At 47.3% G+C, this 16,096-nt stretch carries 12 protein-coding genes; 9 read left to right on the forward strand and 3 right to left on the reverse strand.

The genetic code is table 11. The features are described 5' to 3' along the window. Nucleotides 1-33 precede the first annotated feature (33 nt). The 3 genes from rsuA to RJ47_RS05530 all read left to right on the forward strand — a co-directional run bounded on the left by rsuA (nt 34) and on the right by RJ47_RS05530 (nt 2,762). Nucleotides 34-735 (forward strand): 16S rRNA pseudouridine(516) synthase RsuA, encoded by a 702-nt coding sequence (gene rsuA / locus RJ47_RS05520; protein ID WP_039482249.1) that lies wholly within the window; start codon nt 34-36, stop codon nt 733-735. A gap of 159 nt (nt 736-894) precedes the next feature. Continuing rightward, nucleotides 895-2,100 (forward strand): Bcr/CflA family multidrug efflux MFS transporter, encoded by a 1,206-nt coding sequence (locus RJ47_RS05525; RefSeq protein WP_038191967.1) that lies wholly within the window; start codon nt 895-897, stop codon nt 2,098-2,100. Next, nucleotides 2,100-2,762 (forward strand): DUF2913 family protein, encoded by a 663-nt coding sequence (locus tag RJ47_RS05530; RefSeq protein WP_005472009.1) that lies wholly within the window; start codon nt 2,100-2,102, stop codon nt 2,760-2,762. The genes RJ47_RS05525 and RJ47_RS05530 overlap by 1 nt, the downstream gene beginning before the upstream one ends. Before the next feature lie 21 nt (nt 2,763-2,783). Here the strand turns inward: RJ47_RS05530 and RJ47_RS05535 are convergent, their stop codons facing one another. Continuing rightward, on the reverse strand, nt 2,784-4,217 hold the full coding sequence (locus RJ47_RS05535) for a DUF2867 domain-containing protein (protein WP_039482252.1): 1,434 nt from the start codon (nt 4,215-4,217) through the stop codon (nt 2,784-2,786). 104 nt (nt 4,218-4,321) lie between these two features. On the opposite strand from RJ47_RS05535, the gene RJ47_RS05540 reads away from it, so the two are divergent. The 5 genes from RJ47_RS05540 to nhaA all read left to right on the forward strand — a co-directional run bounded on the left by RJ47_RS05540 (nt 4,322) and on the right by nhaA (nt 11,476). Next, the gene (locus tag RJ47_RS05540) at nt 4,322-5,692 is read left to right on the forward strand and encodes an MATE family efflux transporter (RefSeq protein WP_039482254.1); all 1,371 of its coding nucleotides are present in this window, start codon (nt 4,322-4,324) and stop codon (nt 5,690-5,692) included. 122 nt (nt 5,693-5,814) lie between these two features. Continuing rightward, the gene (locus tag RJ47_RS05545; RefSeq protein ID WP_038191976.1) at nt 5,815-6,486 is read left to right on the forward strand and encodes an ABC transporter ATP-binding protein; all 672 of its coding nucleotides are present in this window, start codon (nt 5,815-5,817) and stop codon (nt 6,484-6,486) included. Beyond that, nucleotides 6,467-8,920: an ABC transporter permease gene (locus RJ47_RS05550; RefSeq protein WP_038213987.1), complete on the forward strand. Its 2,454-nt coding sequence runs from the start codon at nt 6,467-6,469 to the stop codon at nt 8,918-8,920. The genes RJ47_RS05545 and RJ47_RS05550 overlap by 20 nt, the downstream gene beginning before the upstream one ends. A gap of 1 nt (nt 8,921) precedes the next feature. Continuing rightward, nucleotides 8,922-10,037, forward strand: coding sequence for a lipocalin-like domain-containing protein (locus RJ47_RS05555; protein WP_039482256.1), 1,116 nt, complete (start codon nt 8,922-8,924; stop codon nt 10,035-10,037). Nucleotides 10,038-10,288: 251 nt separating this feature from the next. After that, nucleotides 10,289-11,476, forward strand: coding sequence for a Na+/H+ antiporter NhaA (gene nhaA, locus RJ47_RS05560; RefSeq protein ID WP_039482259.1), 1,188 nt, complete (start codon nt 10,289-10,291; stop codon nt 11,474-11,476). A 63-nt stretch (nt 11,477-11,539) separates the two neighbouring features. Here nhaA and RJ47_RS05565 read toward each other — a convergent pair whose 3' ends face one another. Both RJ47_RS05565 and RJ47_RS05570 read right to left on the reverse strand, forming a co-directional pair. Further along, nucleotides 11,540-12,154 (reverse strand): OmpA family protein, encoded by a 615-nt coding sequence (locus RJ47_RS05565; protein WP_038134449.1) that lies wholly within the window; start codon nt 12,152-12,154, stop codon nt 11,540-11,542. 2 nt (nt 12,155-12,156) lie between these two features. Beyond that, on the reverse strand, nt 12,157-13,452 hold the full coding sequence (locus tag RJ47_RS05570; protein WP_039482261.1) for a TolC family outer membrane protein: 1,296 nt from the start codon (nt 13,450-13,452) through the stop codon (nt 12,157-12,159). A gap of 308 nt (nt 13,453-13,760) precedes the next feature. Here RJ47_RS05570 and RJ47_RS05575 point away from each other — a divergent pair. After that, the coding region (locus RJ47_RS05575) for a VCBS domain-containing protein (RefSeq protein ID WP_039482264.1) at nt 13,761-16,096 on the forward strand (2,336 nt) is incomplete at its 3' end.

Raw genomic sequence — 16,096 nt, forward strand, 5'->3', positions numbered from 1 at the left:
TATAATACCCCACCTAACAAAGATGAGGTATTCATGCGTTTAGATAAATATTTGTGTGATGCACTGGGTGCGACACGTAAAGAAGCAACAAAAATCATTAAAAGTGGCGACGTAACGGTCAATGACGTTATGCAAAAAAGTGGTGCGTTTAAAGTTACCGATGCGTGTGTTGTTGAGTGGCAGGGACGCGAAATTCAAAAGCCTGGCCCGCGCTACATTATGCTGTTTAAACCGGATGGTTTTGTTTGCTCGCATGAAGATGGTTTCAACCAAACGGCGTTCGTGTTGCTTGATGAAGTGAAAATGGAAGATCTTCATTTCGCAGGTCGATTGGATGTTGATACTACAGGTTTGGTGCTCATTACCGATGATGGTCAATGGTCACACCGTATTACTTCACCTAAGTATAAGTGTGAAAAGACGTATCGTGTTTGGCTGGTAGACCCCATCGGTGACGACTACGCGGATAAACTCGCCCAAGGCGTTGAACTTCGCAATGAAAAAGAGCCAACATTGCCTGCAAAAATGGAAGTGGTAAATCATGATGAAAACGAACTGCTACTGACCATCACGGAAGGCAAGTACCACCAAGTAAAACGTATGTTTGCAGCCTTGGGCAATAAAGTAGAGCATCTGCACCGTGAACGTATTGGTGCCATCGAACTCGATTATTCGCTTGAACCGGGTGAATATCGCTACCTAACGGAAGAGGAAGTGGACTCTGTTTGGAAGTAATGCTCGTTATAGGAAATAGTTTAGTTCCAAATAGGAACTAGTTATTTTTACCAATTTGATTGAATATAGATCAGTTCAAGGCTCGCGGATGCGAGTCTTTTGTTTCTGTTTGGTTGCAGCACGGACGCTGCATATCTAACGCAACCGAGTAGGAGTCTTATGCCTAATTCTGCAGTCGAGCAAACCAGCACCCCACAAATCAATTTTCTTATCTTCGTTATTCTTGGGGCGATTGGTGCATTAACGCCGCTCGCGATTGATATGTATCTACCAGCCATGCCAACGATCGCAAAAGATCTTGGGGTCGCGGAAGGTGCTGTTCAAATTACATTAACCGCTTATACCGCGGGCTTTGCTATCGGCCAGTTGATTCATGGCCCACTAGCTGACAGTTATGGACGTCGTCCAGTGCTGTTGCTGGGTGTTCTGTTTTTTGGTATCGCTTCTGTGGTCAGTGCGACCACCACGGGAATCGAAGCGCTCACTTGGGTACGTACGGCTCAAGGTTTTGCAGGTGCTGCCGCTGCGGTGATTATCCAAGCGGTGGTGCGCGACATGTTTGATCGCGAAGATTTTGCCCGCGCAATGTCGTTTGTCACCTTGGTAATGACAGTCGCGCCACTGGTAGCCCCTATGGTGGGGGGACACGTTGCCGTGTGGTTTGGCTGGCGCGCTATTTTTTGGATTCTGGCTGGATTTGCGGCAATCGTTATTTTGCTAGTGGTCTGGAAAATCCCAGAAACGCTCAGTGAAGAAAAAAGGCAGCCTCTGCGTTTTAGAACGACGATGCGCAATTACTTTAGATTGTGTGCGAATCCGACAGCGATGGGGCTCATCTTCTCTGGGGCATTTTCGTTCTCTGGTATGTTCGCGTTCTTAACCGCGGGTTCGTTTGTTTATATTGATATCTATGGCGTGCGTCCTGACCAATTCGGCTACTTATTTGGGCTAAACATTATCGCCATGATCATCATGACAAGCATTAATGGCCGCTTGGTAAAGAAAGTCGGCTCCCATAACATGCTTCGTTTTGGTCTGGCTGTTCAGTTAATCGCCGGTTTGGGGCTTTTTGTCGGTTGGTTACTTGACCTAGGCTTATGGGGCACAGTACCTTTCGTGGTCATGTTTATTGGTACGATTTCGACCATAGGCAGTAACTCGATGGGGCTGCTACTCAGTGGCTACCCAACCATGGCGGGTACGGCGTCATCACTTGCTGGAACGTTACGATTTGGTACGGGTTCCATTGTGGGTGCCATTGTGGCGTTTATGCCCGGTGGAGCCACTTGGCCTATGGTGACAACAATGACGGCATGTTCCGTGTTGTCTGCCGCGTTATATTGGATATTTGGAAGAAAGGCGTAATGTCTGAATACACGATTGAAATTCAAAAACTAGTCAACACCGCGCTCGCTGAACTGGCTGCCGAGCACAAATCTGGAAAAGCGGTGAATGCGCCTGCAGCAAACAACTTGTACTTGTTGCGCTGGGTAACGCGAGCGATAAAAGCTCAACGATTTCCTCGTGTTGTCAGTGGTGATCTCATCCGCTGGCAAAAGATGGGACGCTCAAAAGGTAATGATGCAGGCTTGATGATGACCTTTGAGCGTATCTCAAAATACTACGCTCAATTCTTTCCTGAAGGCCAACAAGATCGCGTGATTAAAGATCATGAGATCAATGCGTTCATTGACATGATGGAAGAGCAGGGCTGGGAAGTGACAACATCAGAAGCCTTGGTCGACTGCGGAAAGATTCAGATCTTTACTGAAGGTCCGAACTCGCTAGCGATGTGTACGGAGCAGTGTGAAAGCTGTTTTGACGGTGAAGTGATGATCAAACCGATGAACTGGTTTGTAAGAGGCCATCACGCTGACTTTATTGAAAAGGCATCGGCAGCAGGGTTTATGGTTCACAAAGTGACTGACTATAAGTCTAACGTGAAATATCATGGTGAATATTTGGTTTACCCTGATAACCGAGGCGAGCATTTAGCCGAGATTCCGCTTAGCTTCAAAGCGCAGTAAGCCTACCGTAAAGAGCTCCTATTACTGGAGCTCTTTTGCTTTACGGACAATGGCTTTAACCATCCCTTTAAAGATAAACAGATGCGCTGGCATCATGGCAAACCAATAGAGCAATCCGAGCAACCCTTGCGGGTGCCACCAAGCGGTCACGTTTAAGACTCGTTTTTCTCCTAGATCTTCAATGGTGAATTCAAGCCTTCCTAAGCCAGGTCCTTTCATGCCAAATAGCAGGGATATGAATCGATTAGGTTCACAGCGAATCACTTTCCAAGAATCAATGAAGTCACCGACTTGAAGCTCTGGACCTGGAGGAGAGCGGCGAATCGGTTTCTGTCCGCCAAAGAAAATATCCAGCCATTCTCGTGTGCGCCACAGTAAGTTAGCGAAGAAGTACCCTTCTTTTTTACTGCCAATCTGGCGTACGACTTTCCACAGATGCTCACTTGAAAGTGAGGTTTCGATGCTTGCTCCGGTTTGTTTCGGGTAATAGCCATAACCCGCTTGCCAGCGCTTTAGTGCAGCGGGGTCAAATCCCCAAACTTCACTTCGAACAAAGGTTCCCTCTGCAGCAATGCTATTGCTCACCATTTCTCTAAACGAAATAAGAGGTTGGGGGAATCGCTGCCGAATAGCGGTGGAGTCAGCGATAAAATCGTGCTCCAGTCCCGAAAGCAACGCCGCTCCAATGCTCGAAGGTACGGAAGTAACTACGCCTAACCACTTTGACGCCATGGATGGAGTAAGTAGAGACGTGGACCACAGCTTTATCGGCTTTTTAATGACATCACTAATCACGTGGAACTGATCTCGGTAGGTTAGGGTGTCGGGCCCCCCGACTTCATAAAGTGCATTCTCTGTCGGCGTCTCTTCAGCAAGTGAGAGCAAATAGTGATTGAGATTTGGCAAGGCGATAGGGTTGGCTTTTGAATCTACCCACTTTGGCGTCACGAGTATCGGCATGTTATAGACAAAATCACGCATGATCTCAAAAGCGGCGGAACCGGGACCAATAATGACGCCGGCACGAAGTTCGGTAATGGGTACACCTGAACGACGAATGATGTCACCCGTCATGCGCCGAGCTTTCAAGTGCTCAGAATTGCCCGTCTGTGGCTGAATAGCGCTTAGGTAAATAACATGCTTCACCGCACTGTTCTCCAATGCCGTTTTGAAGTTTTCGGCAAGTGAGAGTTCGTAGTCAAGAAAATCGTGGCCGTGTGCCATGCCATGGACAAGAAAATAGACTAAATCAAACTGAGGCACTAAGGCTTGCGTGGCATCGAGATCGGCAAGATCCAAATAGCAGATGTTCAAGTTTTGATGAGGGGTGATTCGTGCAGACAAATAATCAATTTGTCGAGCGGCAGCAGTGACATGGTACCCTTTTTCGCACAACTGAAATAGCAGTTGCGAACCGACATAACCGGATGCTCCCAGGACAAGCACTTTTTTCATCCATCGCCTCTCTAAAATTGATGGTTTAGATATTCAACTGATCATATAATAAACAGTTAAAATTTCCCATTTATCATACTGTTGTTGTGAATCGGTAACGCCCTATGCTCTCAAATGTTTTATACCACACTAAAGGCGATTTTATTCGCCGCTTAATCGCGATCGCGTTACCCATCACGCTACAAAGTATTATGTTCTCGAGCCGTGGTTTGGTCGATGTCCTTATGCTTGGTCAGCTCGGTGAAGCAGAGATCGCGGCGGTTGGTGTGGCAGCACGGGCGACGTTTGTTACAACCATCATGCTCGTTGGTGTGACAACGGGTGGTGCACTGCTCACGGCTCAGTACTGGGGAGCAGGGGATAAGCAAGGGGTTCGCGAAAGTACCGCATTGACTTGGCTAGTCTCGAGTCTGTTTGCTGCATTCACTGCTGGCTTATTTATCCTCTTCCCAACTCAAATTATGAGCTTGGCAACCAGCGACCAAAACGTCATTGCTCTCGGAGCTGAATACTTGGTGATTACGTCGGTTAGCATGTTTGCGGTTGCTTGTGTGGCAAGTATGGCGGTTGGTTTACGCGCGATGCATAAACCAGGCGTCAGTACCTTTTTTAGTGGCATCGGAATTTTGTCGAACGTCTTTCTTAACTGGGTACTTATTTTCGGTAAATTCGGTGTTCCTCCAATGGGCATTAAAGGGGCGGCAATCGCGACGGTTTTAAGTGGCGCGATTGAAGTGATGACCCTATTTAGCTACCTCTACATTCGTAAGCACCTTCTTGCTTTTGGACTGGTTGACCTTCGAAATGTCATAGACTGGCCGCGAATCGTAAAATTCCTAAAGCTCTCTTTGCCTACCACCTTTAACTTCCTCGCTTGGGCAGGTGGGTTGTTTGCCTACCACGCTATTTTAGGGCAATCAGGGGTGCAAGGCTTGGCCGCGCTGTCAGTTATGACGCCAGTCGAATCCATTTCTCTTGCACTGTTAATTGGCATGTCCAACGCAGCGGCGGTGTTGGTGGGTAACCAAATTGGCGCAAAGAATTATGAGCAAGTCTATTACCAAGCGCTAGGTGTGACGATTCTTAGCCTATTAGTAGGGGTTTGCGTGGCATTTTTACTCTATTTGCTGCAGGGGGTAGTGCTAGATTCGTTTAGCGCCTTGACACCAGAAACGCGCGCGCTCTCTGAAAAGTTCATGCTGGTATTGAGTCTGGGGATTGTCCTGCGCTCTGTGCCGATGATGACGATAGTGGGGGTTTTACGGGCTGGAGGCGATGTCAAATTTTGCCTGTATCAAGACCTTGTCGCTCAGTGGTTGATTGGCATTCCGTTAGCAGCATTCGCTGCAATAGGTCTTGGATGGTCGCCAGAGTGGATTTATCTTTTGTTTTTGACGGAAGAGCTGCTCAAATGGTTTGGCTCTGTCTATAGAATGACCACGCGAAAGTGGATTCGTAATTTGATCGAAAATTAGACATAGAGCGATAACTTATTGCATTTCGATGCATATCTTGTGATCTAGTATCCAAAATGCTTCCTAGTTACGGCGAATTAGTGTAGATTCACAGTCCGAATTTTTTGTTTTCGAGAGTTTTGATGCTTCAACTAACAGACCTAAGTAAAGGCTATGTGGATGGCGGTGAGTTTCACCCAGTTTTACAAGGTGCTGAGTTGTCTTTAACCCAAGGTGAGCAAGTCGCTTTGATGGGAGAGAGTGGTTCAGGCAAGAGTACGTTACTCAACCTAATTGCAGGTTTAGACACGGTCGACTCTGGCGAGATATTGTTCCCCAACTTCACTATGCATCAAGTCTCTGAAAGCAAGCGAACGGCTTATAGACGAAACAACATTGGTCTTATTTTCCAGCAGTTTAACCTTCTTCCGACACTCAATATTGCTGACAACATCCGCTTTTGTCGTCAACTGAAAGGCTTACCTGAAGATCAAGGTTTGTGGCGTCAAATCCTTTCCGCACTCGATCTTATGCCATTACTGGGCCGTTACCCAGAGGAAGTCTCTGGTGGGCAACAGCAACGCGCTGCGATTGCTCGCGCTTTGTATATGGAACCTAAAATTCTGCTAGCCGATGAGCCGACCGGAAGTCTCGATGAACGTAACGCCGAAGCGGTAATGCGATTGCTCACCTCGTTAACTAAGCAACTTGAATGCACGCTTTTACTGGTGACTCACAGTGAGCGAGTCGCTGCCCACATGGAAGGTAAGATTCGTCTTCAAGGAGGACAGCTTCATGTTATGGCCCGTAGTTAAAGCACTACTTGGCCACTACAGACGCTATCCTTTTCAAATCCTCCTTGTCTGGCTTGGCCTCACTTTGGGTGTATCACTCCTTGTTGGTGTGAGCTCGATTAACAACCATGCAAAACAAAGTTATGAGCATGGCGAAAAGCTGTTTTCCAACCCTCTTCCATACCGTATTCGTCCAAAACATACGACCAACAAGATCCCTCAAGGATTTTATGTCCAGTTGCGTCGTGATGGCTTCCACCAGTGCGCACCGTTTGAAAGCTTACGAGTCCATACTGAGCAGGGTGCCGATCTCGTTCTAGTGGGTATTGACCCCGTTGCCATGCTCAAGATGCAAGACAGTGAGATGCTGAAGGACATCGCATCGCTTAAGTTGATGCGTCCACCGTACCCAGTATTGGTTAGTCAAGATCTCGCGGATCATATGAAGTGGCGAAATGGGGATTTTATTCGCTTAGAAGATGCCAGTAAGCTGGGGCCAATCCTAGTCGACACCGAAGGCATGTTGAACGGTACGCGTATAATCGCCGATATGTCGCTGCTGCGCATGTTGGAGCGTCGTTCTGGTATATCGGTTATTGCTTGCGGTGAAATGCCAGAAGCTAAACTGGCTCGACTGAAAGCCTCTTTACCAAATGGTATGGAGCTAAGCCGTAGTTCTCGTACTCAACTCGAGTCCTTGACCCAAGCGTTTCATATGAATCTGAGCGCGATGGGGATGTTGGCTTTTTTGGTTGGACTGTTCATTTTTTATCAAGCGATGTCGTTGTCTTTGGTTCAACGTCAGCCATTGGTTGGAATTCTCCGTCAAACCGGTGTATCTGGATGGCAGCTCGCTCAAGCGCTGTTGCTTGAACTGATTTTCCTTGTGGTGGTGAGTTGGGTTTGCGGCAACGTGTTAGGACTATTCTTGGCCAACCAGTTGGTTCCTGCGGTTTCAGCCAGTTTGGGCGATCTTTATAATGCTAACGTCGGATTGGCTTTGAAGTGGAGCTTAAGTTCAAGTCTTCATAGCCTCTACCTTTCACTGATTGGGGCGTTTGTGGCTTGCGCTTGGCCACTGATTCGCTTGCTTCGATCGCAACCAATTCGTTTAACAACACGCTTGTCGTTGGTGCGTTTTGCGGGCACTGAGTTTACGATTCAAGCGCTACTCGCATGTGCACTATGTGTTGCTGCGATTGCGATCTATCAAGCCCCTCAAACGCAAGAGTCTGGCTTTGTCATCATTGCATTGATGTTACTTAGCGTCGCTCTATTTACCCCTTTCCTTGTGTGGAAAGTGTTTGATGGGTTCTCTTACTCATTAAGGTGGGTAAAAGCGCGTTGGTTCTTCGCGGATGCGGCTGCCAGTATGAGTTATCGCGGTGTGGCTACCATGGCGTTTATGCTTGCGATGGCTGCCAATATTGGTGTTGAAACTATGGTTGGCAGTTTCCGTGATACAACGGATAAATGGTTGAGCCAGCGTTTAGCCGCAGATCTTTATATTTATCCAAACACCAACGCTGCCGCTCGTGTAAGTACTTGGCTGAGTAAGCAGCCTGAAGTCGACAAAGTGTGGTGGCGTTGGGAAAAAGAGGTCAACACCCTAAAAGGGCCATTACAAGTGGTTAGCACTGGGGCATCAGAAGGCGAACTCGAAGCGCTGACGGTAAAATTAGGTGTGCCAAACTATTGGTACCATTTGCATCATTCGAAAGGCGTGATGATCAGTGAATCGATGGCCCTCAAGTTGGATATCAGGCCAGGTGATTATGTTGACCTTGCTGAAGGGCTAGGGCAAGGCTGGCAAGTCGTGGGTGTCTACTACGATTACGGCAACCCCTACAATCAAGTGCTTTTGTCACATCGTAATTGGCTCTACGCGTTTGCAGGCGGTGGCAGCGTTGCGCTTGGTGCGGTGCTGAATGACGGCGTCAACCCTATGGGATTGAAACGCCGGATGGAGTCTGTATTTAGAATCGACTCTGAACGCATTTTCGATAACAGCCACATCCATAAGCAAGCGATGCGGGTTTTTGATAGAACCTTCTCCATCGCAGATACATTAGGCAACATCACATTGGTGATTGCCGTGTTCGGTATCTTTTTTGCCACTATTGCAGGGGAAGTCTCGCGTCAAAAACACATCTCAGTGTTGAGGTGCTTGGGGATGTCGGGACGTGAGCTTGTCCTAATGGGAAGCTTACAGCTCTTTGTTTTTGGTGCCGTGTCTATTTTGATTGCCATGCCGTTAGGGATAGCCTTAGCGAATTTAGTCGTCGATATTATTATCAAGCAGTCGTTTGGTTGGACGTTAGAGCTGCAATTTATTCCAAGTGCGTACTTGCAAACGGGCCTGCTGGCGATGATGTCTTTGGTCGTAGCTGGTGCAATACCTGTGTTAAGAATGATCCGCGGGACCGCCATGAAGTCATTGAGGGAATCGCTATAACATGAGCAAAAAATTAATAGCGTTTCTTCTCGTTGTGCTCGCCGTTCTGTCTTTGGTAACGGTCATCTATTCTAATCATGACGAAGACAAGAACACCGCGGCTTCAAGCAGCGACGCCGTAAGTTCTGTTTTTCTGGCACAATCTAATCAAGTATTCGAACCTGTTTTGCCTGATGAACCCGTCATTTTGCCGCGTGACTTTGCATTCCATAATGCCTTTCAGCACGAGTGGTGGCACTACTTTGCTAATGTCACGGATCAATACGGTGAGAAGTACGGCATTCAGTGGAGCTACTTTCGAATTGCAAGCAGTGATAGCGATTGGTCTGGCTGGTTAAGCCCGCAGATTTTTGTCTCTCATATTGTCGTGACCCACGGAAAACGCGTGTGGAGAGAACAACGTATTGCTCGAGGGGGCATTGGTCAGGCTGGGATGTCTAACCGCCCATTTAGAACATGGATTGATAACTGGAACTGGCGCTCATTAGCTCATACGCCATTCCCTGGACAACTGACCGTATCGACCGATGAATTTGATGTTCAGTTAACCACAATTACGCGCGGCCCTTACGTATTGCCCGGTGAACGAGGTTATCGTCAAAAGCATGATCTTTTACCTGTCTCTTCTTACAACTTGTCTGCGCCGTTCTTGCGAGCCAAAGGACTCCTCAACTTGGGTGATGGCCGCTTGTTAACCGTTCAAGGAAAAGCATGGATGAGTAAAGAATGGGGAAGTGGCTTGATGGCTGAAGGTCAACAAGGTTGGGACTGGTTTGTCCTTCATTTAGATGATGAGCAAACATTGTCTCTTAGCCGTTACCGCCATGATAAACAGTTGCCCTATTTGTTTGGCACGCTAGCAACCACAGATGGAAAGGTCGTTGACCTCACCTCAGAGGATGTGAAGATGGCGCCGTTACAATCGACGATGTTACCAAATGGAAAAGTGGTACCTGTTCGGTGGTCTATTGATATTCCGAAGCATGAGATCAGTGTAACGACACAAAGTGTGAATGCTAATTCTTGGCTGCCTTTTGTCATTCCGTATTGGGAGGGGCCGGTGACAACGACAGGGACGCATGATGCGAATGGATTTATGCAGTTGACCGGTTATTAGTGATACCCGTAGTCAATTTGGGTGATAGAGAGCAGTTTCTCGTGATATGGGAAGCTGCTTTTTGCATTTCTGGGGTTCTTGCTTCATCTTGCCTATAATTGGCTAAGGAAAATGGAAGGAATTGCTCGAGTTTTTATCGGAAATTCCGAAATAAAAACTCTAAACAAGCGATTATTCCTGTGGTTTCGTAAACTATACACTCGTATTCTTTGTTAATCGCTTATTAACATAATAAATATAAGGAAGATATCATGAGTGATATTATTCGCGATTTTTTTAAGATGGAGTCAGCAGGCGGCATTCTGCTTGTTATTACTGCTGCCATCGCTATGACAATTGCTAACTCGCCATTAGGGGATCTTTACCAGAGCACGCTTCATACTTATGTGTTAGGTATGTCAGTGTCGCACTGGATCAATGATGGCTTAATGGCGGTATTTTTCCTACTTATTGGCTTAGAAGTAAAACGAGAACTTCTTGAAGGTGCGTTAAAGTCTAAAGAGACCGCTATCTTCCCAGCCATTGCAGCTGTTGGCGGTATGCTAGCACCTGCACTTGTATATGTATTGTTTAACTCTGGTGATCCAGAAGCGATTCAAGGTTGGGCTATTCCAGCGGCAACGGATATCGCCTTTGCACTAGGTATCATGGCTCTGCTCGGTAAGCGTGTACCTGTGAGCTTGAAAGTGTTCCTTCTTGCATTAGCGATCATTGATGACCTTGGTGTTGTAGTAATCATTGCACTGTTCTACACGAGCGATCTGTCAACCACGGCATTGGCGATTGGTTTTGCCATGACGGCACTACTGTTCTTCTTGAACTCCAAGCATGTGACCAAGCTAACACCTTATATGATTGTCGGCTTTATCTTGTGGGTTGCGGTACTCAAATCGGGCGTACACGCGACACTTGCAGGTGTGGTTATCGGTTTTGCAATTCCGCTTAAAGGGGACAACGGCTCTTACTCTCCATTGAAACACATGGAACATGCCTTGCACCCGTATGTTGCTTTCGTAATCTTGCCTATTTTCGCTTTTGCGAACGCAGGTATCTCGCTAGAGGGCGTATCGCTTTCAAGCTTAGGCACTGCACTGCCACTCGGTATCGCACTGGGTCTATTAGTTGGTAAGCCTTTGGGTATTTTCTCGTTCAGCTGGGCTGCGGTAAAATTGGGTGTTGCCAAGTTGCCAGAAGGGATCAACTTTAAGCATATCTTTGCTGTATCTGTGTTGTGTGGTATTGGCTTTACTATGTCGATATTTATTTCATCACTGGCGTTTGGCCAAGCAAACGTACAGTTCGACACGTACGCTCGATTGGGCATCCTCATGGGATCAACGGTTTCAGCAGTGTTAGGCTATGTGTTGCTTAGATTGTCTTTGCCAGTTGCAACAGCGTCAACGGCGAACAATGCAAATGAAGTGAAATCCCACCACTAATTTTGCTAAAGAAAGAACAAAAAGCGCCTCGTCATTGACGAGGCGCTTTCGTTTTTAGGTTCGCTACTTCTCTTTCGACGTAAATATCGTCCACTCTTCAACGACAACTTCGCTTAATCCTACAACGGTAGCGGTTACTTTTCGGTTTAGGGCGTGAGAGGTTTCGTCGTCACCTTCGTCTTCTAATCGAGTTTCACCATAGCCAACGATGGAAACTCGGCTTGGATCAACATCGAAAGAGATAAGTTCATCTTGCACTGCGTGAGCACGCTTTCTAGACAGCGCCAGATTGTACTCAGGAGAACCGACTTTACTAGCAAAGCCCTGAATTTGAATAGAGGCCGATTGGTACTTTTGTAGAAACTCTGCCATCGTCTGGATCTGGTCAGAAAAGATTGGATTAATCTCGTAGGAATCGTTAGCAAATAGAATTCTTAATTGCCGCTCTTCTTCGTTTTTGAGCGATTCACCGCACCCGTCATTATCAACAAGAGCACGTTCCGGTGTGTTAGGGCAGAGATCACGGGCGTTAACCACCCCATCTTTATCGTCGTCAGTTAAATCCGCAATTTGCTCTGCAACAGGAGCGGCTATATAGTCATACTCATCTTGTGCTGTGGTTATAAAAGAACCCGTTGTAGCCAAAACAGACAGAGGAACAATGATTAAACTTTTCATATTTAGTACTCCACTCTTTCGTTCCACTCTTTCGGCGTATCAACGAGTAATGCGTCTAAAAGAATGCCTGTTGCATTCATGACGCGGTATTTTGCGTACTGCTCAGCGTAATGAGCGTCGAGATAGTCTTTTCTCGCCTCAAACAATTCGTTCTCTGTGTTGAGTAAATCAAGCAATGTGCGTTGACCGATTCGATATTGTTTCTCATAGGAGATAACCGTTTCTGCTGCGGAGTCAACATGGTCTGCAAGGAAGTTTTTTTGCTGTAGGGTGAGATCTAGAGCGCTCCAAGAGAGTCGCAACCCTTCTTCAACTTGTCGATATGCGTCATCTCTGAGATCTTTGGCTTTATTCAATTGATACGCTGCTCTTTCTGAAAGATCAGAGTCTGAGCCGCCATTGAACAAGTTATATCTCATCCTGATCATCGCGAGTGTTTCTTCGCTTCTTCCTTCATCGCCTCCGGCATCGTCTCGCCAGGTTTGACTCGCTTCAATAGAGAATGTGGGGTAGAAGCTACCTTTAGACTGTTTGTATTGGAAGCGCGCGGCATCGACATCTATCATCGAGAGTTTGATCACAGGATGGTTGTCGTTGGCTTGAATGATGGCATCAGTGAGTGACAACGGCAGTTTGCTTTCATCTGCTCTCGGGTAGATCAATCCCAGTGGATCTTGACCGACCAATCGTTTGAACTGGGTGTGGGTATCAATCAAGTTGTTCTGCGCCGCGAGCAAGTTACCGTGTGCTTTGGCAATTCGCGCTTCGACTTGAGAAACATCAGCCGTTGATCCAATTCCTGATTCTGCTCTGCGCTTTATGTCTCTATATATATCTTTATGAACCGCTAAATTACTTTCAGATAGTGCGAGCACTTCGGTTGCTTTGACTGCATCCAAGTAGATGTCAGTAACTTTTAATGCCATGTCTGACGCGTCTGAGAGGAGTTGCAAACGTATCGATTCGGCTTCTGCCGCCGTTCTATCCATATCGTTAAGTGTCGCTGACCCATCCCAAATAAGCTGAGTTAGGCTCACAGTCGCTTCTTTTCTAGTTAAGTTAGTGGTGTCTCTCCCGGTCGAATCTGCCGGACTGATCCTTTCGTAACCGATGCCCGCATCCAAATCAATGCTAGGAAGGTAGGCGCCTTCAGCCGCAGAATTTTGTTTTACTGCGCTTTTAAACTCATTAAACACAGCTTTAATTTCTGGGTTGGTTGCAAGGGTAATCGCGACGGCTTGCTCTAAAGTTTGGCTATGACTATTAAAGCTAGCGAGTGCGACACAACTGGCAATCATGGATGTTTTCCAGTTCAAGGTGGCCTCCTTAAGCGCGAGCGTGAGCGGCTCACGAAAATGGGTTTGTGATGGAGAACAGGTACTAATGATAAGAAAAGCTTAGTCTAGATAGTCAAAAAGTGAGCGCTATGTCTTAACTTTTAATTGTTTTAATAATGTTTTTATCAAGTTTCGTTGGTACTTTTTTGTCATTAATTGGTTTATCAGTTGTGAGACGACTAGCTTTATAGGGTGCACCCTTACGTTTAAAAAAACTGGATAGCCGAATTTTGGCTTTTCAATTAGTCATACAATTAGGAAGTTTGACTATGAATACGAACAGTTCGTCCCTATTTGCAACAGCAAACTCAGTCGTCGTGATTGATGCCAATGGCCAGGTTAGAGAGCTACTTCCTGGTGAATCCCCACAACCTGGTGAAGTGGTCGTCTCTGCCGAACAAGGTGATAGCGCGCCTCCTCAGATAGATGCGCAGCTGGTTGATGACAATGGTGTGTTGAGTGAGCTCAACTTAGACAATGAAATAGCGGCCATTTTCGACCAGATCGAGCAAGGCGTCGATCCAACCTTGAACGAAGAGTTTGCGACCGCAGCGGGTGGGCAAAATGGGTCTAGCCTGACGGGATCGGGTGATATCGAACGTATAGGCTCGGAAACCATAGCGTCAACGTCGTTCGATACAACGGGATTGGAATCGCAAGGGCTTTCTGAAACTCAAAGTCTCTCTCTGTTGGATGTTGTACAAGATTCACTGACACCCCAAGCGATTATTTTGGGCGATGACTCAGTTAGAGCGGATGAAACAGACGAGCCGTTAGTATTGACGGGAAGCTTGGTTGCGACCGAATCGGAGGATACGAGCTTCATTCCCCAGACGGATGTGCAAGGAGAGTATGGTCTATTTTCGATTGACGCTGAGGGCAATTGGACGTTTACCGCTGATCACGCATTCGATGAGCTAAACGTTGGCGATTCTATTGCAGAAGTTTTCGAAGTTCAGTCTGGAGATGGCACAATTGCAAGTGTCTCTGTGGCGATTGATGGGACCAATGACCTGCCGGAATTTGTGGCGACAGCGCAAGATGCACCGGCAGATGAGGTTAATCTTGCACCGTTTAATGTGACCTCTTACTCGTTCGACTATTCTGAGGGAGCAAGTGCAGGAGAAACAATAGGCCAAGTTGCCGCGACGGATCCGGACAATAGCGTTTTAATCTTTAGTATTTCTACTAACCTTCAAGACGGCGAGGGCAACGACCTTTACCAAATTAACCCTGCAACGGGGGAAATCAGCCTAACTGAAGCGGGTACTGCTGCTTTTGTGAATGATTTTGAACAACTTGCTAATTCGCACAATATCGTTGTTACCGTGACAGAGGGAGATGGGGTAGGGGAGCCTCAATCTGTCGACGTTGATGTTTTCCTCAATGAGCAAAACCTAGACGATAATCCACCGACTTTTGAGGACGTCGATGACGGCGGCTACTCATTTAATTACAACGAAAACTTGACTGATACTGACGTAATCGGTGTTGTGTCTGCATCTGATCCGGACGGTGAAAACGTCACCTACAGCATCACCACCAATGTCACTAACGACGCCGATGAGCCGCTGTTTGAAATTGACGCCAACTCCGGTGAAGTCAGCTTAACCGCGGCTGGGGTGGCGGCGTTTACCAACGACTTTGAGCTTGCGTCGAACGTGCACAATATTGTGGTCACGGCCACCGAAGACGAAGGCTTGGGTGACGTGAAATCCACCAACATCAATGTTGAGCTCAGTGAGCTCAACCTGGATGAAGACAGCCCCATCTTTGTCGATGACGACGACAATCCCGTCGAGGACTACGCGTTTGAGTACAACGAGAACTCACTTGATAGCGATGTGATTGGCACGGTCGCGGCGGTGGATGGCGACGGTGAAGACGTCACTTACAGCATCACCACCAATGTGACCAACGACGCCGATGAGCCGCTGTTTGAAATCGACGCCAACTCCGGTGAGATCAGCTTAACCGCGGCTGGGGTGGCGGCGTTTACCAATGACTTTGAGCTTGTGTCAAACGTGCACAACATTGTCGTGACTGCCACCGAAGACGAAGGTTTGGGCGACGTGAAATCCACCAACATCAATGTTGAGCTCAGTGAGCTGAACCTGGATGAAGACAGCCCAATCTTTGTTGATGATGACGATAATCCCGTCGAGGACTACGCGTTTGAGTACAACGAAAACTCACTCGACAGCGATGTGATTGGCACCGTAGCCGCCGTGGATGGCGACGGTGAAAATGTCACCTACAGCATTACTACCAATGTCACCAACGACGCCGATGAGCCGCTGTTTGAAATCGACGCCAACTCCGGCGAAATCAGCTTAACCGCAGCCGGAGTCGCCGCCTTTACTAACGACTTTGAGCTTGCGTCAAACGTGCACAACATTGTCGTCACCGCCACCGAAGACGAAGGTTTAGGTGAAGTGAAATCCACCAACATCAATGTGGAGCTCAGTGAGCTGAACCTGGATGAAGATAGCCCTATCTTTGTGGATGAGGATGACAACCCCGTCGAGGATTACGCGTTTGAGTACAACGAGAACTCACTTGATAGCGATGTGATTGGCACGGTCGCGGCGGTGGATGGCGACGG

Source organism: Vibrio sinaloensis (assembly GCF_000808535.1).
Classification (GTDB): domain Bacteria; phylum Pseudomonadota; class Gammaproteobacteria; order Enterobacterales; family Vibrionaceae; genus Vibrio; species Vibrio sinaloensis_D.

What these genes read in the sequence shown, in the direction of transcription:
- RJ47_RS05525 (WP_038191967.1), top strand. Translation starts at nt 895, where the DNA reads ATGCCTAATTCTGCAGTCGAGCAAACCAGCACCCCACAAATCAATTTT.
- RJ47_RS05570 (WP_039482261.1), bottom strand. Translation starts at nt 13,452, where the DNA reads ATGATTGCCAGTTGTGTCGCACTCGCTAGCTTTAATAGTCATAGCCAA.
- RJ47_RS05555 (WP_039482256.1), top strand. Translation starts at nt 8,922, where the DNA reads ATGAGCAAAAAATTAATAGCGTTTCTTCTCGTTGTGCTCGCCGTTCTG.
- RJ47_RS05535 (WP_039482252.1), bottom strand. Translation starts at nt 4,217, where the DNA reads ATGAAAAAAGTGCTTGTCCTGGGAGCATCCGGTTATGTCGGTTCGCAA.
- RJ47_RS05545 (WP_038191976.1), top strand. Translation starts at nt 5,815, where the DNA reads ATGCTTCAACTAACAGACCTAAGTAAAGGCTATGTGGATGGCGGTGAG.
- nhaA (WP_039482259.1), top strand. Translation starts at nt 10,289, where the DNA reads ATGAGTGATATTATTCGCGATTTTTTTAAGATGGAGTCAGCAGGCGGC.
- RJ47_RS05550 (WP_038213987.1), top strand. Translation starts at nt 6,467, where the DNA reads ATGTTATGGCCCGTAGTTAAAGCACTACTTGGCCACTACAGACGCTAT.
- RJ47_RS05530 (WP_005472009.1), top strand. Translation starts at nt 2,100, where the DNA reads ATGTCTGAATACACGATTGAAATTCAAAAACTAGTCAACACCGCGCTC.
- rsuA (WP_039482249.1), top strand. Translation starts at nt 34, where the DNA reads ATGCGTTTAGATAAATATTTGTGTGATGCACTGGGTGCGACACGTAAA.
- RJ47_RS05565 (WP_038134449.1), bottom strand. Translation starts at nt 12,154, where the DNA reads ATGAAAAGTTTAATCATTGTTCCTCTGTCTGTTTTGGCTACAACGGGT.
- RJ47_RS05540 (WP_039482254.1), top strand. Translation starts at nt 4,322, where the DNA reads ATGCTCTCAAATGTTTTATACCACACTAAAGGCGATTTTATTCGCCGC.